The 25,899-nt window shown below is 42.4% G+C and carries 31 protein-coding genes; 18 read left to right on the top strand and 13 right to left on the bottom strand.

Annotation, left to right across the window (positions count from 1 at the left end):
• Positions 1–145: 145 nt before the first annotated feature.
• The 4 genes from atpE to Q4B79_RS08265 form a co-directional block, all read right to left on the bottom strand.
• Positions 146–394, bottom strand: a complete 249-nt coding sequence (gene atpE / locus Q4B79_RS08280) for a F0F1 ATP synthase subunit C (protein ID WP_303085953.1) — start codon at positions 392–394, stop codon at positions 146–148.
• A gap of 53 nt (positions 395–447) precedes the next feature.
• Positions 448–1,311 carry a F0F1 ATP synthase subunit A gene (gene atpB / locus Q4B79_RS08275; RefSeq protein ID WP_303085952.1) on the bottom strand — a complete coding sequence of 288 codons (864 nt, stop codon included), beginning with the start codon at positions 1,309–1,311 and terminating at the stop codon, positions 448–450.
• A 257-nt stretch (positions 1,312–1,568) separates the two neighbouring features.
• Positions 1,569–1,955, bottom strand: coding sequence for an ATP synthase subunit I (locus tag Q4B79_RS08270; RefSeq protein WP_303085951.1), 387 nt, complete (start codon positions 1,953–1,955; stop codon positions 1,569–1,571).
• Positions 1,956–2,035: 80 nt separating this feature from the next.
• Positions 2,036–2,884, bottom strand: a complete 849-nt coding sequence (locus Q4B79_RS08265) for a metal ABC transporter substrate-binding protein (protein WP_303085950.1) — start codon at positions 2,882–2,884, stop codon at positions 2,036–2,038.
• A 218-nt stretch (positions 2,885–3,102) separates the two neighbouring features.
• Between Q4B79_RS08265 and Q4B79_RS08260 the strand changes: the two genes are divergently transcribed.
• The 7 genes from Q4B79_RS08260 (at position 3,103) to gluQRS (ending at position 8,292) form a co-directional block, all read left to right on the top strand.
• Positions 3,103–3,609, top strand: coding sequence for a Fur family transcriptional regulator (locus tag Q4B79_RS08260; RefSeq protein ID WP_303085949.1), 507 nt, complete (start codon positions 3,103–3,105; stop codon positions 3,607–3,609).
• A 19-nt stretch (positions 3,610–3,628) separates the two neighbouring features.
• The gene (locus Q4B79_RS08255; protein WP_303085955.1) at positions 3,629–4,342 is read left to right on the top strand and encodes a metal ABC transporter ATP-binding protein; all 714 of its coding nucleotides are present in this window, start codon (positions 3,629–3,631) and stop codon (positions 4,340–4,342) included.
• 10 nt (positions 4,343–4,352) lie between these two features.
• Positions 4,353–5,153: a metal ABC transporter permease gene (locus tag Q4B79_RS08250; RefSeq protein WP_303085954.1), complete on the top strand. Its 801-nt coding sequence runs from the start codon at positions 4,353–4,355 to the stop codon at positions 5,151–5,153.
• A gap of 41 nt (positions 5,154–5,194) precedes the next feature.
• On the top strand, positions 5,195–5,794 hold the full coding sequence (locus Q4B79_RS08245) for an SMI1/KNR4 family protein (protein WP_303085948.1): 600 nt from the start codon (positions 5,195–5,197) through the stop codon (positions 5,792–5,794).
• A gap of 265 nt (positions 5,795–6,059) precedes the next feature.
• Complete coding sequence (locus tag Q4B79_RS08240) at positions 6,060–6,851, top strand: metallophosphoesterase (protein ID WP_303085947.1); 792 nt, start codon at positions 6,060–6,062, stop codon at positions 6,849–6,851.
• A gap of 85 nt (positions 6,852–6,936) precedes the next feature.
• Positions 6,937–7,353, top strand: coding sequence for an RNA polymerase-binding protein DksA (gene dksA, locus Q4B79_RS08235; RefSeq protein WP_303085946.1), 417 nt, complete (start codon positions 6,937–6,939; stop codon positions 7,351–7,353).
• Entirely contained in the window at positions 7,354–8,292 is a 939-nt protein-coding gene (gene gluQRS, locus Q4B79_RS08230; protein ID WP_303085945.1) for a tRNA glutamyl-Q(34) synthetase GluQRS, read from the top strand.
• A gap of 13 nt (positions 8,293–8,305) precedes the next feature.
• Here gluQRS and ftsW read toward each other — a convergent pair whose 3' ends face one another.
• The 4 genes from ftsW to Q4B79_RS08210 all read right to left on the bottom strand — a co-directional run bounded on the left by ftsW (position 8,306) and on the right by Q4B79_RS08210 (position 12,036).
• The gene (gene ftsW, locus Q4B79_RS08225) at positions 8,306–9,481 is read right to left on the bottom strand and encodes a putative lipid II flippase FtsW (protein WP_303085944.1); all 1,176 of its coding nucleotides are present in this window, start codon (positions 9,479–9,481) and stop codon (positions 8,306–8,308) included.
• A 171-nt stretch (positions 9,482–9,652) separates the two neighbouring features.
• Complete coding sequence (locus Q4B79_RS08220; RefSeq protein ID WP_303085943.1) at positions 9,653–10,519, bottom strand: transporter associated domain-containing protein; 867 nt, start codon at positions 10,517–10,519, stop codon at positions 9,653–9,655.
• A 61-nt stretch (positions 10,520–10,580) separates the two neighbouring features.
• Positions 10,581–11,552: an SEL1-like repeat protein gene (locus Q4B79_RS08215; protein WP_303085942.1), complete on the bottom strand. Its 972-nt coding sequence runs from the start codon at positions 11,550–11,552 to the stop codon at positions 10,581–10,583.
• A 25-nt stretch (positions 11,553–11,577) separates the two neighbouring features.
• On the bottom strand, positions 11,578–12,036 hold the full coding sequence (locus tag Q4B79_RS08210) for a YcgN family cysteine cluster protein (RefSeq protein ID WP_303085941.1): 459 nt from the start codon (positions 12,034–12,036) through the stop codon (positions 11,578–11,580).
• 106 nt (positions 12,037–12,142) lie between these two features.
• Between Q4B79_RS08210 and Q4B79_RS08205 the strand changes: the two genes are divergently transcribed.
• From Q4B79_RS08205 to Q4B79_RS08160, 10 genes are all read left to right on the top strand, one after another.
• Positions 12,143–13,072, top strand: coding sequence for a metallophosphoesterase (locus Q4B79_RS08205; RefSeq protein WP_303085940.1), 930 nt, complete (start codon positions 12,143–12,145; stop codon positions 13,070–13,072).
• A gap of 46 nt (positions 13,073–13,118) precedes the next feature.
• Positions 13,119–13,655 (top strand): 5-(carboxyamino)imidazole ribonucleotide mutase, encoded by a 537-nt coding sequence (purE, locus tag Q4B79_RS08200; protein WP_303085939.1) that lies wholly within the window; start codon positions 13,119–13,121, stop codon positions 13,653–13,655.
• Positions 13,656–13,734: 79 nt separating this feature from the next.
• The gene (locus tag Q4B79_RS08195) at positions 13,735–14,898 is read left to right on the top strand and encodes a 5-(carboxyamino)imidazole ribonucleotide synthase (RefSeq protein WP_303085938.1); all 1,164 of its coding nucleotides are present in this window, start codon (positions 13,735–13,737) and stop codon (positions 14,896–14,898) included.
• 19 nt (positions 14,899–14,917) lie between these two features.
• Complete coding sequence (locus Q4B79_RS08190) at positions 14,918–15,274, top strand: type II toxin-antitoxin system RelE/ParE family toxin (protein WP_303085937.1); 357 nt, start codon at positions 14,918–14,920, stop codon at positions 15,272–15,274.
• Positions 15,274–15,495 (top strand): hypothetical protein, encoded by a 222-nt coding sequence (locus Q4B79_RS08185; RefSeq protein WP_303085936.1) that lies wholly within the window; start codon positions 15,274–15,276, stop codon positions 15,493–15,495. Before Q4B79_RS08190 ends, Q4B79_RS08185 begins: the two co-directional genes overlap by 1 nt.
• Before the next feature lie 3 nt (positions 15,496–15,498).
• Positions 15,499–15,963, top strand: a complete 465-nt coding sequence (locus Q4B79_RS08180) for a YaiI/YqxD family protein (RefSeq protein ID WP_303085935.1) — start codon at positions 15,499–15,501, stop codon at positions 15,961–15,963.
• Between the two features lie 101 nt (positions 15,964–16,064).
• A complete protein-coding gene (locus Q4B79_RS08175; RefSeq protein WP_303085934.1) occupies positions 16,065–17,213 on the top strand; it encodes an AI-2E family transporter in 1,149 nt (382 codons plus the stop codon).
• On the top strand, positions 17,210–18,274 hold the full coding sequence (locus Q4B79_RS08170) for a 4-phosphoerythronate dehydrogenase (protein WP_303085933.1): 1,065 nt from the start codon (positions 17,210–17,212) through the stop codon (positions 18,272–18,274). Before Q4B79_RS08175 ends, Q4B79_RS08170 begins: the two co-directional genes overlap by 4 nt.
• Positions 18,267–19,229, top strand: coding sequence for an EF-P lysine aminoacylase EpmA (epmA, locus tag Q4B79_RS08165; RefSeq protein WP_303085932.1), 963 nt, complete (start codon positions 18,267–18,269; stop codon positions 19,227–19,229). Before Q4B79_RS08170 ends, epmA begins: the two co-directional genes overlap by 8 nt.
• Before the next feature lie 27 nt (positions 19,230–19,256).
• Positions 19,257–19,574 carry a barstar family protein gene (locus Q4B79_RS08160; RefSeq protein ID WP_303085931.1) on the top strand — a complete coding sequence of 106 codons (318 nt, stop codon included), beginning with the start codon at positions 19,257–19,259 and terminating at the stop codon, positions 19,572–19,574.
• Between the two features lie 14 nt (positions 19,575–19,588).
• Here the strand turns inward: Q4B79_RS08160 and Q4B79_RS08155 are convergent, their stop codons facing one another.
• On the bottom strand, positions 19,589–19,981 hold the full coding sequence (locus Q4B79_RS08155) for a hypothetical protein (protein ID WP_303085930.1): 393 nt from the start codon (positions 19,979–19,981) through the stop codon (positions 19,589–19,591).
• Positions 19,982–20,046: 65 nt separating this feature from the next.
• On the bottom strand, positions 20,047–21,885 hold the full coding sequence (gene glmS / locus Q4B79_RS08150; protein ID WP_303085929.1) for a glutamine--fructose-6-phosphate transaminase (isomerizing): 1,839 nt from the start codon (positions 21,883–21,885) through the stop codon (positions 20,047–20,049).
• Between the two features lie 317 nt (positions 21,886–22,202).
• Here glmS and Q4B79_RS08145 point away from each other — a divergent pair, with 317 nt between their 5' ends.
• On the top strand, positions 22,203–22,388 hold the full coding sequence (locus tag Q4B79_RS08145; protein WP_303085928.1) for a hypothetical protein: 186 nt from the start codon (positions 22,203–22,205) through the stop codon (positions 22,386–22,388).
• A gap of 80 nt (positions 22,389–22,468) precedes the next feature.
• Here Q4B79_RS08145 and Q4B79_RS08140 read toward each other — a convergent pair whose 3' ends face one another.
• The 3 genes from Q4B79_RS08140 to pepD form a co-directional block, all read right to left on the bottom strand.
• Positions 22,469–23,032: a hypothetical protein gene (locus Q4B79_RS08140; RefSeq protein ID WP_303085927.1), complete on the bottom strand. Its 564-nt coding sequence runs from the start codon at positions 23,030–23,032 to the stop codon at positions 22,469–22,471.
• 27 nt (positions 23,033–23,059) lie between these two features.
• On the bottom strand, positions 23,060–24,016 hold the full coding sequence (locus Q4B79_RS08135) for a WG repeat-containing protein (RefSeq protein WP_303085926.1): 957 nt from the start codon (positions 24,014–24,016) through the stop codon (positions 23,060–23,062).
• Between the two features lie 228 nt (positions 24,017–24,244).
• Positions 24,245–25,675, bottom strand: a complete 1,431-nt coding sequence (pepD, locus tag Q4B79_RS08130) for a beta-Ala-His dipeptidase (RefSeq protein WP_303085925.1) — start codon at positions 25,673–25,675, stop codon at positions 24,245–24,247.
• Positions 25,676–25,899 lie beyond the last annotated feature (224 nt).

Below are 25,899 nucleotides of genomic sequence, written 5' to 3'. Positions count from 1 at the left end.
GAAAATCGCAAACGCAATCATCTGACCGATAATGGTAGAATTAATATTCATCCAACACCTCGTTGTTAGTGAAAGTCAGGTTCCACTTCTGGTCGGCGACATAAAGTGTCAAACCGACAAGAAATGAGTGTCAAACCAAACTTCATTAGCCAGCGAATGGGTTAGCGAACAATAGAAGCATGGCAATACCAACACCAATCATCGGCACGGCATCCAAAAGACCTGCCACGATGAACATTTTGGTTTGAAGCTGTGAGCCAAGCTCTGGCTGACGAGCAGTACTTTCTAGGAATTTACCGCCTAGGATGGCGAAACCAATACCAGTTGCTAAAGCACCTAAACCGATAAGAATAGCCACAGCAAGAAGTGTGTACTGAGCAATAACTGGATCCATGATGTCTCCTTAATGACCTGTTAAAGGGTTGAGTTTAAAAAAATTCAATGAAATCAATGTTCTGATGTTTGAGAGATGAGCGACAAATAAACAATTGTCAACATCATAAACACGAACGCTTGCAAAGTAATAACTAGAATGTGGAAGATTGCCCACGGCACTGATAGTACCCACTGAATCCAAAATGGCATCAAAGCAATCAAGATAAAGATAAGTTCACCTGCATACATGTTGCCAAACAAACGTAGACCAAGCGAAATAGGTTTGGCAATCAGGGTTACTGTCTCTAAAATTAGGTTTACAGGGATTAAAATCGCCTGCAATAATGGGTTTTTTGCACTAAATGGGTGCAGGGTAAATTCAGCAATAAAACCACCTACACCCTTGTATTTAAGACCAAAACCAATAATCAGCAACAGTACGCAGAACGCCATACCAAGTGTGATATTTGGGTCAGTGCTTGGAACAATTTTCATGTAAACATGGTGTGGATCATGACCCATTAGCCCACCAATCCACTGAGCCGTACTGGGAATGAAGTCAATTGGAACCAAGTCCATTAAGTTCATGAGGAAAATCCACACAAAGATGGTTAATGCTAATGGTGCAATCAGTTTTGAGGTACCATGATAAGATTCGCGGACACTATTATCCACAAAGTCTACAATTAGCTCAATGAGAGCTTGCAATTTAGTGGGAACGCCTGAGGTGGCTTTACGCCCTACCGACCAAAACAGCCAGCAAAAGAAAATACCCAAACCAATAGACCACAGCATAGAATCCAAATGAATGGCTTTAAACCCCATTTCTGCGGCTTCTTGGGCGGTATGTGCCACTTTCCAACCATGTTCTGGGTGGTAACCATATGTCCAGTTGGTTAAGTGGTGAGCAATATATTCTGAAGAATCCGCTGCCATAATAAGCTCTTATCTTGGTTGATTAAATAATACAATAAAATGCTACTTTATTTTATCCTGCAAAATAGCAATTTTAAGTTTACTAAGTCTAGCATTGTCAGTCATTCTTAAGCGATCATTCTAACTGACTAAAAATTTGTAAGTAAGCTTTCTTATAATACCCTAACTTGACACCTTTTGTAAAGGGCAAATGTGATTTTTCTTACAGAATTTTTTCAATTTTTCATAAATTTGATGATGCATATTGGTTTTTGTTGTTAAGTACGCCACATTGCAACAGCATGGGAGATTTGTAGCAAAAAATAACTTAAAATGACCAACAACGCATTAATAGGCTTGATAAACATAAAAATACTTGCAAAGCCCGCAAGCGTTACAACCCATTTTAGCAACTGCCCCAGATACATATTTAGCACAATCATGCGTCCCGCCCTCACTCCCGTAGTGCGGTACGCCACAAAAGTAAATACGCTCTGTGCAACATATCCAAGCATACCGCCCAACGCCATGCTTTTGGCAGCATGAGGCACACCCAATCCACCCAATACCAAACCCACCATGATAAGCATCAAGACCGCCCACGCTTGATGAAATTGCAAACGATAAATACGCACTCGCTGATGACGCTCGGCAGGTTTAGTCATAAATTTAAGAAAATTTAGTCAAGGTGTAAATTACAATGCTTTGCATTATAAAAATTTTTTTGATAGATTACAAGGTGTTTTTATTGCCCATCAATACAAGCATAAATCCCCTTGACGGTAGCTTGCCACACCTCAACATAGTCTGCACCATCTGACATATCCTCTTGCTTAACAAGTGTATGGACATTGCCCAACTTGCTCTTTATGCCATCTGAAACCTCTCCCTGAGAGATGAGGCACATATGAGCAGATGGGCGAGTGGCATTTAGGGTTCGAAACTGGCTTGCTTTTGGGGATAAATGGTGGTCGGGGGTCAATGCACCTGCAAACTTTAGGTTGGCGGAGCGTTCCAAATAGGCAAATGAATCATGATACGCCCAATATGGCATTTCACGCGGTTTGACGACATCGGACACGGCTTTGTCCATGCGTTTGGCAAATTTTTTGGCATTGGCGTGATACAGTTCTTTTTTGGTGGGGTTGGCGTGAGTATGAATGACCGCCAACGCCCGTACGATGGCTTTGGCGTTGTTTGGGTCAAGCCAAATATGCGGGTCAAACGTATCAGGGCGTGCCGTGCCATCAAGGTTTCGCAAAGGCAACCGATAAAAGGCTTTCATCTTAAATAACGAAATGGCATTTGGGGCAGTATCTAGCGTTTTGACCAAATTTTGTTCAAGTTCATGCCCAAACCACACCACATAATCACTCTCGCCCACCAGCTTAACTTTGCTGGGCGACAAACTGCCATGATGACCGACATCGCCCGCCGACAACAAAACTTGGGCAGGTTCTGCACCTTCTGTTACTGCATTGGACAGCAATAATAAAGGATAGTTACTGACCGTAACCATCCCTGCATGAGCCACGCCCACACCAAAAAACCCAAGAGCCAAGAGTTTCATCAAACGACGCATGACCAATTTCATAGTCTCCCCAGATTTTCGTTTATTGTTAGCACCCCAATCTCAACCCACATCAGCATTTGATTTGTCAAAAATATCAAATAATGAGTACGATGTTATTTTGAGTCAAGAATAGGGTACTTGGTATAAAACTTGCAACTGCAAAATATTATATCATAATTTTATAATTTTGTTATAATATACCCATAGGCAACAACCAAATTTCCAATCCAGAGACATTTATGACCCACGACCACGCCTGCCATTGCGACCACCATCACAACGTCCACCACAATCATGACCCCAAAGAGCGTCTGCGTGATGCCAAAGCCCATTGTGAGGCTCGAGGTGTACGGTTTACACCTTTGCGTGAAGAGGTGTATGCGTTGATTTTGGAAGCAAAAAAACCGCTTGGTGCGTACGACCTCATCAGTGCCTTACAGAACAGTCGTCATGCATCGGGCGACAAAACCAAAAACATCGCCCCACCCACCATTTATCGCTCACTAGAATTTTTGCTTGCCGAAGGGTTGATACACCAACTAAGCTCCATGAACGCTTATGTGCCGTGTTGCCACCCTCGTTCGGCTCACGTTGCCGCTTTTTTGATTTGCCAAAAATGCAACAGCGTTGAAGAGTGCTCCAACGTCCCTGTGGACGGCATTACCGAATTTGCCAAGCATGACGCAGGTTTTGATATTGAGCGTGCCGTCATCGAACTTAAAGGCGTGTGCCGTGCCTGTCGCTAAGTCGCCCACGCAGGGTGCTTTGTTGAGCCTAGATAATGTCAGTTTTCACATCGGCTCACAAAAAATCCTAACAGACATCTCACTCACCCTATCCAAAGACGAAATGGTAAGTTTGATAGGTCCAAATGGAGCAGGCAAAAGCACGCTTGTCAAACTCATACTTGGCTTGAACAAACCCACCAAAGGCAAGGTCATCAATCACACAAATGTGATTAGTTATGTCCCACAAAAATTTAGCGTGCCAAATATTTTGCCTTTGCGGGTCAAAGATTTACTCGCCCAAGCAAACCCCAAACGCTTATCTGGTGATGAGCGTGCTTTTGTGCTGGATAAATTATCCCTAAATCCCCTACTTGACCGCCAAATCCACCATTTGTCGGGGGGCGAGACCCAAAGGGTACTCATGGCAAGGGCATTGCTTGATAAGCCCGACCTACTCATTCTAGACGAGCCCATGCAAGGGCTTGACCCTGATAGCGAAGAGCTACTTTATGCATTCATTGACGGTTTGCCACCGTTTTTGGCGTGTGCCATGCTTGTGGTCTCGCACGATTTGCATTGGGTCATGAAAGGCACACGGCGAGTGATTTGCCTAAACAAACACATCTGCTGTCAAGGCGTGCCGTCCGACATCGCTCATTTACCTGAATTTGTGGCACTCTTTGGACAATACCACGCCAGCCACCAAACCCCCTACATTCACCACCACGACCATTGTCAGCACACGCACTAATTTGATACTCATGAATGATTGGCTACCGATTATCGCCCCTGCTTGGATAGCAGGTTCACTGCTTGCCCTACTCTCTGCCCCGCTTGGTTGTCTGGTGCTGTGGCGACGCATGGCATTTTTTGCTGACACGCTCGCTCATGGGGCATTGCTTGGCGTGGCGGTGGGGGCATGGCTGTCTATCCCTGCTGATGTGGGTGTGGGCGTGGTGAGTGTGGTGGTGGTGGTGGTGCTGATGTTTTTACAAGACAAACGCCTACCCAATGATGCCACACTATCAGTCATGGCGGTGTCGCTCTTGTGCTTGGGATTACTCACGCTTACTCAGCTTACCCAGCAACAAGCCAACGTTTTGGGTTTTTTGTTTGGTAGCCTCCTTGACATGGATTGGGACGATTTGCCACGCCTTGCCGTCATGGTGGGGGCAGGATTGCTGTTTTTGGGGTGGATTTGGCAACGTCAGGTAAAACTTGCCACCTCCGAAGCCCTTGCCACTATCTCTGGCATCAACCCCAAAACCGAACAGCTCTTTTTTATGGGATTGCTCGCTGGCTTTTGTGCGGTAGCACTGCAAGCGGTCGGTAGTCTACTCATCACAGGACTGCTCGTCCTGCCTGCCCTCATCGCTCGCTTGCTCGCTCGCTCGCCCATGCAAATGGTCATCTTTGCCACGCTCATCGCCCAAATCGCCGTAACGACAGGCGTGTGGGGGAGTGTGTGGCTCGATGTACAAACAGGGCTTGCCATCGTCATGACATTGGCGGTGGGATTTTTTGGGGTGTTTGGGGTGAGTAAACTATTAGGCAAATCATGACATTTTAATAAAATCCATTCACATCTTTTGGAAAAATCAATATGCAACAAATTTTTAAACGCATTCACGCCCAATTAGCTCGCTTAAAAGAACATTATCAAAGCGACATGAATTTTTCTTTTAATGATGGGGCGAGCGATGAGGATTTTGAGAAATTAGAAAAGGCGTTGGGATTTGAATTGCCCGATGAGTTTAAAGAAATTTATCGCATTCATGATGGTTCGGATAATTGGTTTGTATTAATGGGCGATGATTGGTTATCTATTGAGGCAATCATTGATAATTATCAAGTCTGGAAACAACTGATTGATGAACAAGTTTTTACAGAAGATGACGGCACAGATTTTGGTAGCGAACCCACACATGATGCTATCAAACCCGATTATTGGGTTAATCCAAAATGGATACCATTTACCCAAAGTGCAGGTGGCGACAATAAAATGATTGACCTTGACCCCAGCGAAACAGGCACAAAAGGGCAAATCATTCAAATGTGGCATGATGATGCCAGTCGTGAATTATTGGCAGTCTCCTTAAAAGCCTTATTTGAGCAATACGCCACCGATTTGGAAAATGATGAATATATCATTCACCCAGAATATGAAGGTATTGTTCGGGCTAATGAAGTGGGTGATTTTTAATCATCTATTTATGGTGCGTTATATATACCTTAGCCCAATACGAATTTGAATTTGGTCGCACTTTTAAGGTGCTTTTGGCATACCAACCAAATTTGAAAACTGGTACAACCTTCATCATTGAATGGTAGGGGCGAATGATATTCGCCCTTTTGTTTAAAACCTTTATGGATTGGGCAAATGTGATTTGCCCCTACAAAAAAACCGTATCAAATTTATGGTTTGGTTGGTGTATATTTTTACTTTTCACTTTCTCAATACATCATTGATGAACTACCCCACCCACCTATCCGCCCCGTCCGATTTTATCATCGCCCAAATCAGCGATTTGCATTTATCAAAGCATGACGAACATAGTTTTGATAAATTTTTATCGGTGCTGGATTTGGCATTAAATCACAAGCCCAATTTACTACTACTCACAGGTGATTTGGTTAATGATGGCGTGGGAGAGATTTATGATTGGTTGTTTGATGTATTAAAAAATACAAACATTCCCTTTTTATGTTTGGCAGGCAACCATGACGTTACGCATGAGATTGGACATGATTTGCCTTTTGACGAACGTCAATTTTTACCCATACCAGCAGATGAGCGACTGATTGACACGCACCGCCTTATCATTGAGCTACCTCATGTTTGCTGGCAACTTTTGGCGGTTAATTCTGCGGTAGGTGGGCAGATTTATGGGCAAATTAGTGAGCAAGGGTTGGCATTTTTACAAACCCACCTAAACAACAATCACCCCACCCTCATCGCCCTACACCACCACCCCACCCCTGTTGGCTCGGCATGGATAGATGAATACAAGCTATGTAATGGCGATGAGTTTTGGCAAATGCCATGCCACACCCCCACCCACGTGCTGTGCGGACACGTCCACCAAGCCCACGCCCTGCCCCATGCTCATGGCGTGCTTTATACCTGCCCTGCCACATCAAGGCAGTTTACCCCCCACCAAGATAAATTTGGGATAGATACACTAGCAAGTGGATTTCGCTTGGTGAGATTGCATGATAATGGAAAATTAGACACACAAATTTATCGCCTAATGTCATAAAACACCAATTTTTTTATGATTTTACTTGAAAAAATCAACCCTATCCCCATTTATGACCCAATTTTTTGCTTTTTAAGGACGACACATGGCAGACGCCACTTTTACGCCTTACACCCCCGCCAAAGACGAAGAGTATATGTCAGACGCACAGCTTGACCATTTTCGCAATATTTTGGTGAACTGGAAAACCGAACTGTTAGCCGAAGCTGAACGCACCAAAGACTACATCAACGAAGAAACAGGGGCAATGGCGGACATCAACGACCGTGCCACCCAAGAAGAAGAATTTGCCCTTGCCCTACGCACCAGAGACCGTGAGCGTAAACTGGTTCGCAAGATTGAAAAATCGCTTGCTGAGATTGAATCGGGCGATTATGGCTACTGCGAAACCTGTGGCACAGAAATCGGGCTAAAACGCCTTGAAGCTCGCCCCACCGCCACCCAGTGCATCGACTGCAAAACCATGTCCGAGATGAAAGAAAAGCAAAATCACGGACACTAAATGAACCAGCGTACGCCCATAGGTCGCTTTGCTCCGTCTCCCACAGGGCATCTGCATTTGGGGTCGCTGGCGACTGCGTTGGCAAGCTACTGCCACATCAAATCTCTGGGCGGAACGTGGCTTGTACGCATTGAAGACGTGGACGTGGAGCGGTGCAAGCCTAAATACGCCACATCTATCTTGCAGGATTTGGATAATTTGGGCTTGCATTCGGACGATGAAATCCTATTTCAATCAGCTCGCACCAAGATTTATGATGAATATTTGGACAAATTATCCGCCCTAACTTATCATTGCACCTGCTCTCGTAAAGCCCTGTCCGCCATGTCCGTGCCTGCGGTGAGCTTTTATGATTTGAACATCAAAGATTTAAATCTTGCCCCCATTTATCCTCGTCTTTGCCTGCACCAATCACTCACTCACGACAAAGTCCGCCTGTGCCTGCCTGATGTGCTGACTGCCTTTTATGACGGCATTCAGGGGGTAATTTGGGACAACCCCGCCAAAAGTCTAGGGGACGTGGTCGCCAAACGCCAAAACGGCATGATAAACTACATACTCGCCTGCGTCATCGATGACGGCTTACAAAACATCAGCCACATCATGCGTGGGCTTGACATCATGCCAATGACGGTCGCTCAGCTGTTTATCGCCAAAGCGTGCCAGCTCCCCACGCCTGATTATTTTTATCATCTGCCCCTACTCATGAACAAAGACGGGCAAAAACTCTCCAAACAAAACTTAGCCACCCCCATTGATACAGGCACGCCTGATAAAGTCAGTAATTTGTTGTTTAATACCCTTACCCTACTTCGCCAAAACCCACCCCAAGACTTACAAAAAGAACCGCCCAGCACGATACTTGCGTGGGCGGTGGAGCATTGGAACAATGCACCACTTAGGGGGCGGTGCTGGGAGTGGTGTGATTTTTGGTTTTAGAACCGCTGATAAATCAATACTCACGGTTTTTGTTTTCTAAATAAATTCGCTCACTGTCTTTATCAACTTTTAAAATAATACCGATCATTGTCAATGCCATCAAAATGGACGACCCCCCAAAGCTATAAAACGGTAGCGTCAGACCTTTGGTTGGTAAAATCCCCATGTTCATGCCTGCATTGATGAGTATTTGCCCAAAAATGACCACCCCAAAACCAAACACCATGTAGCTTAGGCGAAGCTGACGGCGTTTTAGGGCGGTGTGGCTAATTTTCATAATCGTCGCCAAAATAAGCAATTCCAACGCCAGCACGAACGCCACGCCCAAAAACCCAAGCTCCTCGCCTGTGATGGCTAAAATAAAATCCGTGTGAGCTTCTGGCAAATGCGACAGCTTTTGGACGCTATTGCCATAACCCACACCATTAAACTCGCCACGCCCAAAGGCAATCAAGCTACGAGACAGCTGATAATCGGTGTCTTGAATGTCATCAAACGGCTCCCAAAACGACATGATTCGCTCCCTGCGATATTCTGACGAAAAAAGCCCATACATCAAGGCAGGTATAAATAGTGCCAACATCAAAGCTGCATAGTGCTGGATTGGCACACCACTGACGAACAAAATCACAATGGCAGTAGCAGCGATGACCACCACCGAACCGTAATCAGGTTGCCACAAAATCAGCAAAATAACAGGTGTATACCATGCAATCAGTCGCCAACTTGCAAAAATCGTATCCCTGACCTCTGCCGACCGCCGAACCACATAGTCAGCAACAATAAGCACCATGATTAATTTGGCAAATTCTGCCGGCTGAAAATTAAACAACCCCAAATTTAACCAACGCTGAGAGCCATTAATGACCGCCCCCACCAACAGCGTCAATCCTATCATACCCAAAATCGACAGCCATGCGATGAACAATAGCCCAAAATCAGAATACCACTTTAAGGGTAGACGGTACGCCACATAAGCTGCCACAAGCCCAATGCCGATGTACATCATTTGCGAATAAAAAAAATACATAGGCGATAGACCCTTGCTCATGGCAAACGGCACGGAAGCCGATGCCATCATCAACAAACTCATGCTCATGAGCAAAAACAGGCTGGTCATGAGCACCGTGCGAGCAGATGGCAGATAAGGAGATGACCAAAAAGCAGAAGTAATTTTGTGAAAGCTCATTGATAAAAACTTAGTAAAACTCATTGTTGAGGCGACATTATAAAACAATTCCCCATCAAATACCCAATAATTTGACAAAAAAGAATATCAGCCATCACAAGAATTTTGTAACGACTGACATCTATTGCATGTCAATAAAATTTAACACTGGCAGGATCTAAAACCTCCAAATCAAGACAGGTTGCTTGCTTTTTGTATTGGTGTTACTTCTAATAAATGAATATAGCGCCCCTCCACGTCCACAACCGTGATTTGCCAGTCATCAATGGCAACTGTTTCGCCCTCTAAATGGCTAACCGCCCCCAGTACCTGCATGACAAGACCACCCATCGTGTCCACATCTGTGTCATCAAAGTTCGTACCAAGTATCTCATTACAATCACTAATCAGCGTGGAAGCCTGTACGTGCCATGCGTTGTCTTTGCTGGGGTGGGGAATGATGTTATTGATGGTGCTATCCTCATCAATGTCATCGTGTTCGTCCACGATGTCGCCCACGATTTCTTCGAGCAAATCTTCTAAGGTTACCACCCCTGATACCGAGCCAAATTCATCCACCACAATCGCCATGTGAATTTGGGCTTTTTGTAGGGAGCGAAGTAGCGTGTCTGAACGTGCCGTCTCAGCGATATAAAGCGGTTTTCGCACCAATTCTTTTAATAAAAATGGGGTACTGCCATCAATGGCTTGACGAGCCAAATAAGGAATGAGGTCTTTGACAAGTAAAATTCCCAATACCGTATTGTCGTCTGCCTCATCAATCACAGGATAGCGAGAATGATTGGATTCAAAAATCGCCCCAAGCACCGTCTCAATGTCATCACTGCTACTGACGGCTTTGACATCTGGGCGTGGCGTCATGATTTCTTTGACTGCCATCGCAGGCAAGTCAAGCACCCCCTCCAACATATCTACCATGTCCGAATCCAAAAAGCGTCTGGATTCTTGGACGAGGTTCAACAAATCATCACGGGTCTCGGGGGCGGTGGAAAGCCAGCGTTTTAAGCCACGTCGCCAACTGCTACTGTCATCAGACATGGGAAAAATTTCCTTATTTTGAAAAAATTTATGCTTAATGTAATGCTTTTGGGCGGATTATTCAAGGGGTTTTTTGCATTTCTTGGTGTAATGTTTGGTTGAGAATATTTAGGTTGTTACAAGCCAGCTTATCACCTACTTGGCAGGCTTCTTGCCAAAGTGTTAAGGCTTTTTGGCTATCTTGTGCTGTCCCCTGTCCTTGATGATACATCATGCCCAAACTGGTTTTGGCATTAGCATAACCTTGACTGGCAGAACGCTCAAACAGCTCAAAAGCTTTCTGATAATCTTGTGAAACTCCTTGCCCTTCCAAATAAAGTAAAGCTAGGTTGTTTTGGGCAATGGCATGGTTGTGTGCCAACCCTTGCTCATACAACCAAATGGCGGTCTGATAATCTTGCGAAACCCCTTTTCCATGTCGATACATGAGGGCTAAATTTACAACAGCATCCAAATGACCGTGATTGACTGCTTGGGTGTACCACGCCACCGCTTGCTTATCATCTTGGGGTACGCCCATGCCATTTTTGTACATCACACCCAGATTATGCATGGCTCTGGGATAGCCTTGTTTGGCGGATTGGCTAAATAATGATAGGGCTTTTTGGTGGTCTTGATGAACCCCTTCACCATTTATATAAAGTAGAGCTAAATTATTTTGGGCATTTCTAAACCCTTGATTGGCGGATTTTTCATACCATTCAAAGGCTTTTTGGTGGTCTTGTGCCACGCCTTGTCCATGATGATACATCAGACCCACATGGTATTGGGCAATGAATGAGCCTTGTTTGGCAAGTGAGATAAATTCATCAAATGCTTGCTCAAATTTACCTGCAAAATAATGCTCGCCTGCCTCACACAGGGCATCGTAGTATTTTTCATCCACTTTAAGATGTCCCAAATCATGCTCATCATAAAGGGTAAATTGGGTGGTGAGTGTGGCTGGGGCAGGGTTGTTTGATACGGGCGGTTCTTGGGAGTGTTTTTGGCAAGCCATGAGGACAAAGGATAATAAGATGATGAATTTTTTCATAAATACTCCTAATGATTTAGTATGCTTAAATCTTTACCCATCTTATCACACGCTCCTCTATTTCGTCATCACGAAAGCGAAGTTCAGAATGGCACCGCCCCGCCACGCCCAGCTTTTTCATTTCTTTGTCGTGCCTGTCTTGCCCTGCTTTTAGATAATGCCAATGCGGTAAACCCTGCCCCAGATGTAGGCGTTTGTAGGCACAATGACGAGGTAGCCACATCATGTTTGGGAGCATGTCCACCGTCAGGCGAATGCAGTCAGGGACGAAAGTTTTGCGGTTGGCATAATCGGAGCAATGCCCTGTGGTGCAATCGAGCAATTGACAAGATACATCTGTATACTCGGTAAATTTGGGGTCGTCATCGTCCAAAAATTTCACCAAACAGCACACCCCACAGCCATCGCACAAGGCTTCCCATTCGTCATCGGTAAGGGCGGATAGGGGGTAATTTTCCCAAAACTTAGGGCGTAGGTTTGGCACGGCTGTTTTTCCAAAAGTTGTCAAAAATATTTATTGTAACAAATTTGGCGATTTTTGGTAAAAAATTTTGTTATAATCGCTGGATGTATTTTTTTGGAAAAACATCATGATTTATGACATCATTGGCGATATTCATGGACACGCCGATAAATTAATTGGTTTATTAACACAATTAGGCTATCATCATGATGGCAAAAGTTATGTTGCTCCTCTTGGTCATCAAGCGGTTTTTATTGGTGATTTTATTGATAGGGGAGATCAGCAATTAGCAACTTTACAAATTGTATTTGACATGATTGACAATCATCAAGCATTGGCAGTCATGGGAAATCATGAATATAATGCCATTTGTTATACCATTTTAGATGATAATGGCGAATATTTGCGTCCGCATACAGACAATAACATCATTCAGCATAAAGCCTTTATTGATGAAGTGGGATTTGGCAGTGATTTGCACCAATATTGGATAAAGCGATTTTATGAATTGCCATTATGGATAGAGTTAGATGAGCTGATTTGTATTCATGCGTGTTATGATAAAAATAGCATGGATAAATTAACACCCCTATTAACCAATAATAAACTAAGCCCTGACACCATTAAACTCACAGGTAAAAAAGATACCGCCGAATATCACGCCACCGAACATCTTTTAAAAGGCATAGAAAGTCCGTTACCCAATGGCATTACCATGACGGATAAAACGGGCATTATTCGCACTCGTGCCAGAGTGAAATGGTGGGTCAAAGATTGGCAATATCAATCCATTGATAAAGTGCTGATTGCCGATAACTTACCCAATGTCCATTTAAAAGATTTAAATCCATCATTATTGACATTTGCGGTGGAGACTGATAAACCTATTTTTATCGGACATTATTGGTTACATGGCACGCCTGCAATGTTGTCGGATAAGGTGGTTTGTGTGGATTATTCAGCAGGGAAGGGTGGTCATTTGACGGCTTATCGCTTTGATACGGATAACCCCACATTGAGTGATGATAATTTTGTGCAGTTTGTTGGTTTAAACTAAGCCAATCTTTGTTATAATATCGCTTTTTATCATTTTAGGAAAACCCATGTCAAGCACCCTACCACCTCCCATCACTTCCCCTCTTGGCACTCCCAAAGTCGGTATCATCATGGGCAGTCAGTCCGACTGGGAAACCATGCAACACGCAGCCCAAGTGCTAGCCGAGTTTGGCGTACCCTTTGAATGTGAAGTGGTCTCCGCCCACCGCACGCCCGACCGTCTATTTGAGTACGCCAAAAGTGCCAAATCTCGTGGGCTTGCCATCATCATCGCAGGAGCAGGCGGAGCGGCTCATCTGCCTGGAATGTGTGCCAGTCAGACGGATTTGCCTGTGCTTGGCGTGCCTGTCAAATCCAGTATGTTAAGCGGTTGGGACAGCCTTTTATCCATCGTACAAATGCCCAAAGGCGTGGCGGTGGGGACGCTTGCCATCGGGACGGCAGGGGCGTTTAATGCTGGGCTTTTGGCGGTGCAAATGCTTGCCATCACTGATACCGCCTTGGCAATGAAGGTTAGTGAATTTCGTGCCAAACAAACGCAAAGCATTTTGGATAATCCTGTTCCCGGCATTGTCAATTCATAAATTATCCGTTGTCCATAAGGGCGAATTGCAATTCGCCCCTACAACCCAAAACACCCAAAAGCCAAATTTGAGAACCCCTATGCCAAATACCCCCATTTCCATCGCCAATTTTTATAGCGTCAATCATTCCAAACATTCCATCAAAACCATCGGCATTTTGGGCGGTGGGCAATTAGGCTTAATGCTTGCCCAAAGTGCCTTGCCACTTGGCATTCGCTGTGTGTTCCTAGAAGACTCCCCCAACTGCCCTGCTCGCCTTTTGGGTAAAGTATATGGCTCTGAGCAATTTGATGATTTTGCCAAAGCTTGCGACACTTATACCCTAGAATTTGAAAACACTCCGCTTGACAGTGCCAAAGTCCTAGAACAAAGCGTAGGGTTATTTCCCCCTGCTCACGCCCTATTTATTGCCCAAGACCGTTTAAATGAAAAGAATTTGTTTAATACGCTCGCCATTGACACCGTGCCATTTTTGGCGGTAAATTCGTTTGATGAATTACAAACCGCTTGCGACAAATTGGGCTTGCCCCTTGTTTTAAAGACCAGTCGGGGCGGTTATGACGGTAAAGGGCAATTTGTCATTAGAAGTGAAAATGACATTAAGACCGCTTGGGACGAGCTTGGCAAAGCGACCGCCACCGCTCCACTCATTGCCGAAGGGTTTATTAACTTTACAAGAGAAGTGTCCATCATCGCCGTCCGCTCCAAACAAGGCGAAATCCGCTATTATCCTTTGGTGGAAAATGTTCATCACAATGGCATTCTTGCCAAAACCACCGCCCCTGCTCCAAATAGTGAAAATTTGACCGCCCAAGCCCAAAGTAATATCAAAAAACTTTTGGAGCATTTAAATTATGTCGGTGTTTTGACTTTGGAACTTTTTGTAACTGATGAGGGCTTGATTGCCAATGAAATTGCCCCCCGAGTACATAATTCTGGGCATTGGACGATTGAAGGGGCGGTGTGTAGCCAGTTTGAAAACCATATGCGGGCGGTGGCAGGTTTGCCCTTAGGCGATACCAGCATTGTTAAACCGTCTGTAATGCTCAATGTCATTGGCGAATATCCCAATATCAGCGAAGTGCTTTCCCTTGACGGCGTACATTATCACGGCTATGACAAAGAAGAGCGAAACGGTCGCAAAATCGCCCATATCACAGTTATGCCGACCGATAGTGAAAAACTAGCCGAAACGGTGGAGAAAGTGGTGGGGTTATTGCCGAATAAATTGGGGCTTGCCTAATCTTAAAAGGAGTTTTACAATGTGGGAAGTGGAATATACCGATGAATTTGGCGAGTGGTTTGAAAGTTTGAGCGAAAGCGAGCAAACCGACATTGCATATAGCGTGGAACTACTAGAAACAATGGGGGTAAATTTGCCACACCCCCACAGTAGTGGCGTGAACGGCTCTCGCCATAGCCATATGCGAGAATTACGCACGCAAAGTGGTGGCAAGCCATTTCGCACTTTGTACGCCTTTGACCCAAGACGCACGGCAATTTTACTGATTGCAGGCGATAAAACAGGCGACAAACGCTGGTACGAGACCCACATTCCGATTGCCGATGATTTGTATGATGAACATTTGGCTGAACTTAATAACGAAGGATTATTGTAATGGCAAAAAAATTTAGCGAATTAAGAGACAAGATGCCCGCCCACGCTCGTGAATTGGCACACCAAAAAGCCCAAGATGAATTGGCACGCCTAAATCAACCCTTAGAGCCTGACCTCGTGGATTGGCTTAAAACCCAAAATGACGACATCAAAAGCTATGTCAATGATATGGTGCGTGGTGTGATGAATGTGCAAAAGCAAGCCTTAAAGAGTGCTTTATAAACCGTGATTATTTATATAGACGCAGATGCCATTCCCACCATTGCCAAAGAGCTGATTATTAAGACCGCCAACCGCACGGCGGTGCAAGCGATTTTTGTGGCAAATACTTACATCAAACTACCGCCATCGCCTTATTTAAAATCGGTAGTGGTGGCACAAGGTTTTGATGTGGCGGACACTTATATTGTGGATAATGTGAGCAAGGGTGATTTGGTGATTACGGGAGACATTCCCCTTGCCAATGATGTCTTGGAAAAAGGGACAAAAGTTTTGACTTCTCGGGGCGAAGAATTTACCCTAAATAATATTAAGTCCAAACTCAACGCCCGTGATTTTATGGAATCTTTGCGAGGTACAGGCGTGCTTGACCCCAAAGAGATGGGCGGACAAAAACCCTATGGCGACAAAGAAAAAATGGCATTTGCCAATGGTTTAAATCGCCTTGTCAAACCCACCCAAATTTCTTAAAATCCAGCAACATAACTACGCAAAACACCACAAAAAACCCAAGCAAATCCATCAAATTTTTGGCATAATAAGACTTAATTTTCGCCAAAATTTACCCCATCATGATTGAACAATGGAATAAAGAACTCGTCATTCAACGCCTCCTTGCCATTACCTTACTTGCCATTTTGCTGATTTTGTGTTTTAAGGTGGTGCAGTTTTTTATCGTGCCTGCCTTGTGGGGGGCGATTTTGGCATACGTTACTTTTCCCATTTACACTTTTTTTCATACCAAAGTTCGTCTTAGTCATGGATTTAGTGCTTTTTTGATGACGTTTTGTATTTCGCTGATGATTGGCATTCCGCTGATTGTGGGCGTGCTTTATCTGCAACAAGAAGTGCTAAGTTTTGTGGGCATGACCATTCGCCGTCTACAAGCAGGCTATGTGGATTTGCCTGACAACATCAAGGATTTGCCTGTCATCGGTCAGACCATCAAAGACACGCTGTGGGAGATTAATAAAAACCCCGAAGCCACGATGGAGACGGTGCGTGGCTGGGTACAGTCGCATCTGTATTACGGCAAAATAGCATTTGATGCCGCCCTCAAAAACCTCGCCAAACTTGGCATGACGCTGATGACCTTGTTTTTCTTTTATCGAGACGGTCATATTTTGATGAAACAAATCCGCCAAGCCATGCGAAACATCATCGGCGACCGCATTGATGGCTACATCAACTCGGTGGGGGCGACCACGCAGGCGGTGGTGTACGGCATTGGCTTGACGGCTCTGGCTCAGGCGATTTTGGCAGGGGTGGGCTATGCCTTTGCAGGTGTGCCAAATCCGATTTTACTGACGCTTTTAACCTTTGTCATCGCTCTCATTCCTTTTGGTACGCCCTTTGCGTGGGGTGGGGTGGCGGTGTGGCTGCTCACACAGGGGCAGACGGCAGAAGGGATTGGGCTTGGCATTTGGGGAGTGCTCGTGATTAGTTGGGTGGATAACCTCATTCGTCCGATTGTGATTAGTGGAGCGACCAAAATCCCCTTTATCATCATCTTTATCGGTGTGCTGGGCGGACTGACGGCATTTGGCTTTGTGGGTTTGTTTATCGGTCCTGTGGTGCTGGCGATTGGGCTTGCGGTGTGGCGTGAGTGGATTAGTCAGCATAAAAATGAGATTTTCGCTCCCAAAGATGGCAACGAACCTGTGGCGGACGGCGAAGCGTTGCTTGCAAATACCACGCCCAAATCAGAGGATAAATCATGATAACCATACTTGCCGATGAAAATATCGCTTCACTCGATGATTATTTTCATCATGATAATATCACCTTAATTAAATTAAAAGGGCGTGAAATCAACCAATCCGCCATTGATGAATATAATCCTGACGCACTATTAATCCGTTCGGTAACGCCAATTAATGCTGATAATATTATCAACCCAAAAAATATCAAATTCATCGGCTCGGCAACGATTGGCACCGACCATGTTGATGAAAACTTTTTAAAAGAACATCGCATTCATTTTGCCAATGCCAAAGGGTCAAGTAAGCATTCGGTGGCTCAATACGTCATCACCGCCATTTTAACCAAACACCCTAATTTAATTCATCAAAAAATCACGCTTGGCATTATTGGGCTTGGCAATATTGGCTCTACCCTTGCTTTGTATGCAAAGGATTTGAATTGGCAAATTTTGGGTTATGACCCTTATTTACCAAAATCGGAGTTAAACAATGGTTCATTTGAGGATTTATTAAAAAACAGTGATATCGTTTCCATTCATACGCCTTTAACTAAAACAGGCGATTACCCCACTTATCAATTATTTAATAAAAATATTTTAAAACAATTAAAACACAATGCCATTTTAATCAATTCTGCTCGTGGCGAGATTATTTGTCAAGATGATTTGTTAAATGTCATTGATGATAAAAATTTACAAGTTATTTTAGATGTTTTTCCTTTTGAGCCAACGATTGATAAGGTTTTATTGGATAAATTAGCGATTGCTACACCTCACATCGCAGGCTATACCCTAGATGGTAAACTTCGGGGTACGGACATGATTTATCAGGCATTTTGTGAGTTTTTTCATTTGCCTATGTTAAAAAATATGGATGAGTTATTACCACTCAATGAATATTATTGGCAAGCATTAAAAGGCGAATTATTAAAAAACAATGTGGATATTTTAAAAGATTATTATGACATTTTAAAAGATGACAAGCAATTACGCCAAATCTGCACCGACCAAGTCCATGGGGCGGATTTTGATAAATTAAGAAAAGAATATGCATTAAAAAGAGAGTGGCTTTATGACTGATTATAGACCAAGCATGGCGGTGGATTTAGCGATTGCAAGGGCGGAGATGTTGTCGGACATTCGCACCTTTTTTGCCAGTCGTGGCGTACTTGAAATTACCACGCCCATACTCTCTCATCATGGCAATACCGATGTATTTATACAAAGCGTAACCGCCAATTTTAAACATGCTGGCAAAAATAACATCGGTTATTTGCATACTTCGCCAGAGTTTGCCATGAAACGGGTGCTTGCAGATTATCAAATGCCTATTTATCAAATTTGCCAAGTATTTCGTGATGATGAAAAAGGGCATAAGCACAACATCGAGTTTACCATGCTTGAATGGTATCGCCCTGATTTTAGTTTGACTGATTTGGCGGATGAATTAAATGCTTTGATTGGGGTGGTTTTGGGTAAAAATTTACCTTTTAAAAATTATCGCTACACCCAAGCCTTTTTAGACCACATCAATATCCACCCATTTTCTGCCGATATTAACACCCTAAGACAAACCGCATTACATCACGGCATTAACCTAGATATGGGCGATGATAAACAAGGCTGGCTTGATTTGTTATTTAGTCATTTGATTGAGCCACATTTGGGTTTTGATTTGCCCACGCTCATCACGGATTATCCTGTGGCAACCGCATCTTTGGCAAAAATTAAAATAGATGATGACGGTTTTAAAGTTGCCAATCGTTTTGAGTTGTATATTAACGGCATAGAAATCGCCAATGCTTATGATGAGCTAGCAAACGGTGATGAATTATTAAAACGTTTTGAAACTGATAATCTTGAACGTGAAAAATTGGGTTTACCAATTGTACCTATTGATATCAATCTTATTAAAGCCTGTGACGATTTGCCAAATTGTAGTGGTATTGCTTTGGGCATTGATAGGTTATTTATGGTGCGTGAGAAATTATCAGATATTAGCGAGGCGGTGATGTTTATGACGGATAGGGCATAACAAATCATAACTTGTAAACAAAAGATCATGAATAAAATTATCTTAGATAATCAAATCCTAAAACTTAGTTTTAATCTCTCAACCATTAAAACTAAAAATCAGTTTTTAAGAAAAATGCAGGAATTTTTTGAATTTCCTGCTTATTTTGGTGGTGGTTTTGATGCGTTGAATGATTGTATGCGAGATTTATCGTGGTTTTGTCAAGACAATCTTATCATTGAATTTTATCATTTAGAGAGAATTGACAATGTTCAATTAAGAGAATTTATACAAGACTGTTTGGTGTGTTATCAAGAATATTGGCAAACTTTTAATCATAAAAATGTAAGTATTTTAATTTTATAATAACTTTTACTCATTCACCAATGCTCTTTATCAAAATCTTGCTCAAAAAACCTAGCAAATTCTGCACGGAATTTTTCTACAAATAAATGACGATTTATTATCGTATTAATAAAAATACGATGAGTATCATAATCTTGCACAATAAATCCGATATCATCATCGCCATTTGGATTGGCAATCAAACAAGAAATACACCCTTCTTCATCAATATCGACTTGGGCAGGCAAATCATTTTTGGCAATGTTATCTAGCCAATTTTTTAAATCATCAAATGGCTCAAACACATAAGACAAAGCGTGATACCACTCTATGTTATCAAGGGCAAATTCTAATCTTGCCCAGCCGTGTTTTTCCATTACAAAATTAATGGCAAGCGTTTGATTATTGACGGTTTTTAATAGTTTCATTGTAAATCACCTTAAAATAAAAGCGAAAATTTAACATCTCCGCCTTTATTTTTAATTAGCCAATATCATTCCACCGTCACACTCTTCGCCAAGTTTCTCGGCTTATCGACATCAGTTCCCTTGGCTAATGCAGCGTGATATGAAAGTAATTGTACAGGCACGGTATGTACAATCGGCGACAATACGCCAATATGACGTGGTGTACGAATTAAATGCACATTCTCATCGGCTTCAAATTGTGTATCTAAATCGGTAAAGACAAAGAGTTCTCCACCCCGAGCTGACACTTCTTGCATATTGGCTTTGACTTTATCCAATAAACTATCATTTGGAGCAATCACGACGACAGGCATATTTTCATCAACGAGTGCCAAAGGTCCATGCTTTAATTCGCCCGCAGGATAACTTTCAGCGTGAATATAGGTAATTTCCTTTAATTTTAACGCTCCTTCCAACGCGATCGGATAATGAATACCACGTCCTAAGAATAATGCACTTGGTTTATTGGCAAATTTCGTTGCCCAAGACGCAATTTGTGGCTCAAGATTTAAAGCATGTTGGATGTCATTTGGCAAATGGCGTAATTGAGCGGTAAAATCCTGTTCCATTGCTTCATCAACAAAACCACGCAATTTACCCAACGTAACTGCCAAGCCAAATAATACCACCAATTGTGTGGTAAATGCTTTGGTCGATGCCACACCAATTTCCGCCCCTGCACGGGTATAAAGCACAAGCTCGCTTGCTCGTGGCAAAGCCGATTCCATCACATTACAAATGGATAAGCTATGTTTATGCCCTAAACTTTGTGCATATTTTAACGCTTCCATCGTATCTAGCGTTTCGCCAGATTGTGAAATAGTAACGATAAGCTGTTTGGGGTTTGCAATCACATCACGATAACGGTATTCGCTGGCAATTTCCACATCGGTTGGCATTTTGGCAATGGATTCTAACCAATATTTGGCGGTTAAAGCCGAATAATAGGAAGTGCCACACGCCAAGATTTTAATGCTGTCAATCTCTTTAAAGACACTTTCAGCATTTTCGCCAAAATTAATGGCATTAAACCCACCGTCCAAAAATACTTCGGCAGTATCGGCAATCGCTTTTGGTTGTTCGTAAATTTCCTTTTGCATAAAGTGGTTATAACCACCCAACTCCAAACTTGCGAGTGACAACTCAGAAGTTTTGACAATACGATTAACAATATTCCCTGTTTTATCAATCAATTTAACAATGCCACTGGCATTTAAAAGGGCGATATCGCCATCTTCCAAATAACTGATTTTACGAGTAAACGCAATCACCGCTGACACATCGGACGCAATAAAAGTTTCATCTTCGCCAAAGGCAACAAGCAGGGGACAACCCATTCGTGCCACCACCATCTCATCAGGATTGTCTTGGGCGATGACGGCAATGGCGTATGCACCGTGAAAGTTTTGGCTTGCCTTTTGTACCGCCAAAAACAAATCGCCCCCATTATGTGTATATTCGTGTTTGACGCTGTGGGCGATGACTTCGGTGTCGGTTTGCGATTCAAATTCGTAGCCTAAGTTTTGCAGGCGAGCTTTTTCGCTTTCAAAATTTTCAATAATGCCGTTATGCACCACCGCAATGAGACCGCCCGAAATGTGCGGGTGAGCGTTTGGCTCGGTAACACCGCCGTGCGTTGCCCAGCGGGTATGCCCAATACCAAGTGAGCCTGTTAAACCTTTTTCTTTGGCGGCATCTTCCATATTTTGTACACGACCAACACGGCGAACACGGGCAATTTTTTCGGGGGTGTGAACGGCAATGCCTGATGAGTCATAGCCCCGATATTCAAGGCGTTTTAAGCCGTCTGTTAAAAAATCAACAATATTGGCATTTTTACGAATGCCGCCAACGATACCGCACATAATTTGTTCCTTAGTATCAAGTTAAAGTTTTGATAATATTAAAAATATTATCGTGAATACCTTACTCCAAAGCGTTGAGTAAGGTGTGGTTATTATAGCAGGTTTGTGGTAGAATTGATTATTTTTAATAAATTGATAATAAAATAATCCCTATGAAAGATGAATTTATTGACTGTCTGGCTTTGGCAACCATTACCATTTTTTCCAAAGACGAACAAAAATGACGAAAATTACCCATTGGGTCAGGTTATCGCCCCAATCACGCTTTTATTTGCCATAGCAATGATGAAAATGGTAAACCGCATTATCACGCAGTAATGGGGATTATTACCTTACTAGATAGAGAAATTTTAGAATTAAATACCCCTGCTTTGGTAGAAATTCATTTTATTGTCAATGATGAAATGTGCAAAAAAATTGAAAAAGGATTTTGTTGGCGAATGTACGAAGGTCCGCATTGGGTTGGTGTTGGGGAGATTTATGAAGCGATTAGAATTTTATGATAAACCTTAATTCAAGTTTCATTTTTACCCTAACAGTATTTTTCCAAACCAATATAATCTTTAAAAACTTTTATAAAAGGCTATTGCAATTCATCGGGTAAATGGTTTTTCGCCCATTGTTCGCTAAATTGTTGAATAACTAAAACATCACCATAAATTCTATCAAAGGCTTGATTAAATTCTTGGTAAGAAATTTTAAATTCAACTATATTTTGGCTCGGTTTAATTGACATTTCACTATCAGAAACAATGATAATATGACTATCTGTATAAGAAACCTGCGGTGTTGGGTCGTGTCCTAACCAAAAGTTTGGTTTTTCGCCTTTACAAATATCCGCCCATTCTTTAAAATCAAAAAATTCACAGCAACAAGACGGACTGATAATTTTATCACCCATTGTTAAGCGAAGCCCGCCATTTAATGCCGTTTCGCCATTAGCGATATTATCAATAAATGCTTTATCAATTGCTTGTTCATCATAACAATAATTCAGCCAGCTGGCAATAAAAGTATTAAAAGTGATTTCATCAATATTTTTGTCCAAAACAATATCATTACCAAAACCCTGATATTCCAAAACAGGGGAATAAATATCGTCTGCATCACCAATTCGTTGTTCAAATACCAGTTCTAATTTTAGCATAATTTTCCTTGTGTTATTTTTAAAAAATTACTCTTCCAAAAAATTAATTTCTTTAATAAAAGTTAATACACCATTATATTCTTCTTTGAATACTTGCCCATTAGCATTGATTAAATAAGACAAATCATTATCTAAAATAAAACTTTGTTTATCAAAAACTTCTATACGATAATAGGGAAAATACTCTGTGGGTTTTTCGGTAATTTCCAAATAACTGTCTTTGTCTAACCCTTTTAATTCGTCCAATAATTTTTGTTCAAAGGCATTATAAATAAATGGATAAGGATAATATTTGCCCTGATACTGCATATCTTTTGGGTGTTTTGGCGTGTCGTAGCCGTCTATTTTTTCGCCTTTTTGATTGATAAAATAAGTGGTGGCGGTATCATCAACCGCTTTAAAGCCAATGCAGTCAGGATTACAATCTTTTTGCCAATTCCCTGTATAAACGAGTGCATAACCATATTGAAACGCCGATACATAATCATATTGGGCAGAAATTATAATGTCGCCCTTTTTATTAACAAAACCGACTTTGGCATTATCGTCCACATAACGGCGTAAGCCTTCTTGCCAATCATCAACGCCATTATCAAAACTTAATACATTGTGTACGAATTTGCCTTGACGGTCAAAGACTTCACCAGCAGGGTGGGCAAGGGCATTTTTGGGATAAGTATCAGGGACTTTGTCAAATAATTCAATATAAGGCGTGGTAATGGGAAAATTGTAATCATAATAACGAATATTAGAATGACTTGGCTCAATAATAATATTGCCATTGTCATCTTTAACACCCACGCTATTATCTTTTTCAAAATAATATAAGGTTGGGTTGATTTTACTTTGAGTTTGGTTATCTGTTGAATTAAGAACGGAAGTTTGTGTTGGCGTATCGTTTTGACACGCCAATAATAGCATACTAAGCAAAACTGTGGTAAAAAGATTGGCATTTTTACAAATGCCACCAACGATACCGCACATAATTTGTTCCTTAGTATCAAGTTAAAATAAAAATAAAAAAACCATTTACCCCTTTCTATCAAAAGAGCCGTTAGGTAAGGCAAAAGCATTATAACAAATTCAAAATCATGATGATGTTACGTTGAGCAACCAAACATAATCGCCAATGTAACAGATAGCGTGTATTAAAACACAACTCAAAAAAGCCGAGCGTCAAACCACGCTCAGCTTTATAAATAATACCCTAAATCATTTAGGAGCATTCGCCAAAACACCCACCAATACTTCCCAATAGGTTCTAACACTCTCAATATTGACGCATTCATCAGGGCTGTGAGCATATTTGATGGTAGGACCAATGGACACCAAATCCATGTCAGGATAAGCTTGCTGAATCAGACCGCATTCCAACCCTGCATGAATGACATTCATCTTGGCAGGAAAACCGATGATATCGCTGTAAATTTTATGGGTAATTTGTGTAAGAGGGCTTACAGGATTTGGCTCCCAGCCGATATAATCGCCCGAAAATTCTACATTCGCCCCAGTTAAGTCGCACACGCTCTGCACCATTTGCATGGCAGTTTCTTTGCCGATGTCGTTTAGGGAGCGGAGCAGACTGGTCGCCTTTAAGCCAGTCTCATCAAGTTTTAACGTACCTAAACTAAGAGAAGTCTCCAAAACATTGGTAACTTTATCCGACTTTCTAAGTACACCATTAGGCAAGGCATTGATAAAATTAAGGATTTTTTTACTATCTGTCATCGTAACAACTTGGGTTAATTCATCAAAAATCTCATTAATTTCCCACGCCACGCCAGTTTCAAAATCGCCAATTAAGGTTTTAATATCATTACAAATATTGGTTAAGTCATTGATAAATTTAACTTTATCACTTACCGCCACCACCGCTGTTGCCATTCTTGGAATGGCGTTACGAGCCGTACCACCATTTAGGCTAATGAGGCGTACGTTCGTTTTAGATAAGGCGTAGGCGACCCACTTAATCGCATTCTCATGATTTTTATGAATATCAATGCCGGAATGACCACCCTTTAAGCCAAACAATCTAAATTCAAATACGCTCTCGCTTGCCAAAGCCTCGAACGCTGTCGCCAAGGAAATATCAGCATCAATACCGCCTGCACAACCAACGTAAATTTCGTTAATTTCTTCGGTGTCGGTGTTAATCATCATCTTGGATTTTAATCGCCCACGCTCTAAATTAATCGCCCCTTCCATGCCTGTCTCTTCGGACACGGTCAAGACGGCTTCTAGCATTGGGTGTGACAAATCATCGCTGTCTAGTACCGCCAAAATACTCGCCAAACCCATTCCATTATCCGCTCCAAGCGTAGTGCCTGTCGCCTTAACCCATTCGCCGTCAATAATAGGGTAAATCGGCTGTTTTGAAAAATCGTATGGCTCGTTGGACTGGCACACCATGTCTAGATGGGCTTGCAGAGCAATGGGGGCGTGGTTTTCATAGCCAGCTGTGGCAGGTTTTGTGATAAAGACATTGCCCGCTTTATCGGTGTAAGTTGCAAAATTTTTACCTTTCGCCCAGCTGATGATATGTTCGGCTAAGGCTTGTTCTTGATAAGAATCGTGCGGAATGGAGCAGATGGTATCAAACCATTGCCAGATTTTGGAAGGGGTTAAGGTTGAAATTTCACTCATCATCATCTCCTAATCTTAAACAATACTGACATATTATATCTCTATTTGATTGATTTGACTAAACAAATATCTGTTGATTTGAACCCAAATAACCCAGCGACCACAACATACATCATCATGCCATACAAGCTAACCGTAATTGATTTACGCAAAGTTTTAGCCCAAAAACCCCAAACCCCCCACCATCTCTGGCAGGGGGTTTGTTCGTGTAACACGAGTTGGGT

It is taken from the genome of Moraxella sp. (assembly GCF_030525845.1).
In the GTDB taxonomy this organism is placed as follows: Bacteria; Pseudomonadota; Gammaproteobacteria; order Pseudomonadales; family Moraxellaceae; genus Moraxella.
The sequence above is the reverse complement of the archived record's forward strand: the minus strand, read 5'-3'. Positions and strand labels throughout refer to the sequence as shown.

What these genes read in the sequence shown, in the direction of transcription:
- gluQRS (WP_303085945.1), top strand. Translation starts at nt 7,354, where the DNA reads ATGAACCAGCGTACGCCCATAGGTCGCTTTGCTCCGTCTCCCACAGGG.
- atpE (WP_303085953.1), bottom strand. Translation starts at nt 394, where the DNA reads ATGGATCCAGTTATTGCTCAGTACACACTTCTTGCTGTGGCTATTCTT.
- ftsW (WP_303085944.1), bottom strand. Translation starts at nt 9,481, where the DNA reads ATGAGCTTTCACAAAATTACTTCTGCTTTTTGGTCATCTCCTTATCTG.
- Q4B79_RS08220 (WP_303085943.1), bottom strand. Translation starts at nt 10,519, where the DNA reads ATGTCTGATGACAGTAGCAGTTGGCGACGTGGCTTAAAACGCTGGCTT.
- Q4B79_RS08185 (WP_303085936.1), top strand. Translation starts at nt 15,274, where the DNA reads ATGGCAAAAAAATTTAGCGAATTAAGAGACAAGATGCCCGCCCACGCT.
- Q4B79_RS08160 (WP_303085931.1), top strand. Translation starts at nt 19,257, where the DNA reads ATGAATAAAATTATCTTAGATAATCAAATCCTAAAACTTAGTTTTAAT.
- Q4B79_RS08205 (WP_303085940.1), top strand. Translation starts at nt 12,143, where the DNA reads ATGATTTATGACATCATTGGCGATATTCATGGACACGCCGATAAATTA.
- Q4B79_RS08240 (WP_303085947.1), top strand. Translation starts at nt 6,060, where the DNA reads ATGAACTACCCCACCCACCTATCCGCCCCGTCCGATTTTATCATCGCC.
- glmS (WP_303085929.1), bottom strand. Translation starts at nt 21,885, where the DNA reads ATGTGCGGTATCGTTGGCGGCATTCGTAAAAATGCCAATATTGTTGAT.
- Q4B79_RS08135 (WP_303085926.1), bottom strand. Translation starts at nt 24,016, where the DNA reads ATGTGCGGTATCGTTGGTGGCATTTGTAAAAATGCCAATCTTTTTACC.
- Q4B79_RS08175 (WP_303085934.1), top strand. Translation starts at nt 16,065, where the DNA reads ATGATTGAACAATGGAATAAAGAACTCGTCATTCAACGCCTCCTTGCC.
- Q4B79_RS08260 (WP_303085949.1), top strand. Translation starts at nt 3,103, where the DNA reads ATGACCCACGACCACGCCTGCCATTGCGACCACCATCACAACGTCCAC.
- Q4B79_RS08245 (WP_303085948.1), top strand. Translation starts at nt 5,195, where the DNA reads ATGCAACAAATTTTTAAACGCATTCACGCCCAATTAGCTCGCTTAAAA.
- pepD (WP_303085925.1), bottom strand. Translation starts at nt 25,675, where the DNA reads ATGAGTGAAATTTCAACCTTAACCCCTTCCAAAATCTGGCAATGGTTT.
- purE (WP_303085939.1), top strand. Translation starts at nt 13,119, where the DNA reads ATGTCAAGCACCCTACCACCTCCCATCACTTCCCCTCTTGGCACTCCC.
- Q4B79_RS08215 (WP_303085942.1), bottom strand. Translation starts at nt 11,552, where the DNA reads ATGAAAAAATTCATCATCTTATTATCCTTTGTCCTCATGGCTTGCCAA.
- epmA (WP_303085932.1), top strand. Translation starts at nt 18,267, where the DNA reads ATGACTGATTATAGACCAAGCATGGCGGTGGATTTAGCGATTGCAAGG.
- Q4B79_RS08145 (WP_303085928.1), top strand. Translation starts at nt 22,203, where the DNA reads ATGGGGATTATTACCTTACTAGATAGAGAAATTTTAGAATTAAATACC.
- atpB (WP_303085952.1), bottom strand. Translation starts at nt 1,311, where the DNA reads ATGGCAGCGGATTCTTCAGAATATATTGCTCACCACTTAACCAACTGG.
- Q4B79_RS08190 (WP_303085937.1), top strand. Translation starts at nt 14,918, where the DNA reads ATGTGGGAAGTGGAATATACCGATGAATTTGGCGAGTGGTTTGAAAGT.
- Q4B79_RS08170 (WP_303085933.1), top strand. Translation starts at nt 17,210, where the DNA reads ATGATAACCATACTTGCCGATGAAAATATCGCTTCACTCGATGATTAT.
- Q4B79_RS08265 (WP_303085950.1), bottom strand. Translation starts at nt 2,884, where the DNA reads ATGAAATTGGTCATGCGTCGTTTGATGAAACTCTTGGCTCTTGGGTTT.
- Q4B79_RS08270 (WP_303085951.1), bottom strand. Translation starts at nt 1,955, where the DNA reads ATGACTAAACCTGCCGAGCGTCATCAGCGAGTGCGTATTTATCGTTTG.
- dksA (WP_303085946.1), top strand. Translation starts at nt 6,937, where the DNA reads ATGGCAGACGCCACTTTTACGCCTTACACCCCCGCCAAAGACGAAGAG.
- Q4B79_RS08195 (WP_303085938.1), top strand. Translation starts at nt 13,735, where the DNA reads ATGCCAAATACCCCCATTTCCATCGCCAATTTTTATAGCGTCAATCAT.
- Q4B79_RS08155 (WP_303085930.1), bottom strand. Translation starts at nt 19,981, where the DNA reads ATGAAACTATTAAAAACCGTCAATAATCAAACGCTTGCCATTAATTTT.
- Q4B79_RS08140 (WP_303085927.1), bottom strand. Translation starts at nt 23,032, where the DNA reads ATGCTAAAATTAGAACTGGTATTTGAACAACGAATTGGTGATGCAGAC.
- Q4B79_RS08250 (WP_303085954.1), top strand. Translation starts at nt 4,353, where the DNA reads ATGAATGATTGGCTACCGATTATCGCCCCTGCTTGGATAGCAGGTTCA.